We start from the raw sequence: 549 nt of genomic DNA, 5'->3' as shown, positions 1-549 counted from the left end.
CGGGCGACGAACCCGATCAGCCACAGGACCAGGACCGCGATGGCGATCCACCACAGGGCCTTCAACGCGAAACCCGCACCGAACAGAATCAGGATGAGCAGAAGAACGAGAAGCAGGGGAACCATAGTTATCAACCTCCGCAGCACCGACTTCCCAAGCACGATTCGGTCATGCGTACGAGATTCAGGTGTTTCTCACGCACACGGGCGGGCAGACGATTCCGTTCACGCCGTCCGGCACACGACCCCCGCCGCCCGCTCCCCCACCGGAAAGGCCCGCCACCTTCCCGGTTTACGCACCGGAATCACGAGCAGGCGGCGGTCAAGACCAATCCGGTTACCACGCGAGGAGGTCCCGATGTCGGGCACGGAGAAGAGCAAGGCCCACGCCGAGCAGGCCAAGGGCAAGGTCAAGGAGACCGTCGGCCGCGCCGTCGGCAACGAACGGATGACCGCCGAAGGCCGGGCCGAACAGGCCAAGGGCCACGCCCGCCACGCCAAGGAAGACATCAAGGACACCTTCCGGAACTAGAACCGGAAAACCGTTCCG

At 64.3% G+C, this 549-nt stretch carries 1 protein-coding gene and 1 pseudogene; one reads left to right on the top strand and one right to left on the bottom strand.

Annotation, left to right across the window (positions count from 1 at the left end; genetic code table 11):
* Positions 1-125, bottom strand: a pseudogene (locus IE287_RS39010) (hydrophobic protein); the annotation flags it as partial.
* 232 nt (positions 126-357) lie between these two features.
* Between IE287_RS39010 and IE287_RS38155 the strand changes: the two are divergent.
* Entirely contained in the window at positions 358-531 is a 174-nt protein-coding gene (locus tag IE287_RS38155) for a CsbD family protein (RefSeq protein ID WP_189854014.1), read from the top strand.
* Positions 532-549: the final 18 nt, after the last annotated feature.

Origin of the sequence: Streptomyces omiyaensis (assembly GCF_014650895.1) — a bacterium.
Lineage (GTDB): Bacteria > Actinomycetota > Actinomycetes > Streptomycetales > Streptomycetaceae > Streptomyces > Streptomyces omiyaensis.
This window is presented reverse-complemented; position numbering and strand designations above follow the sequence as displayed.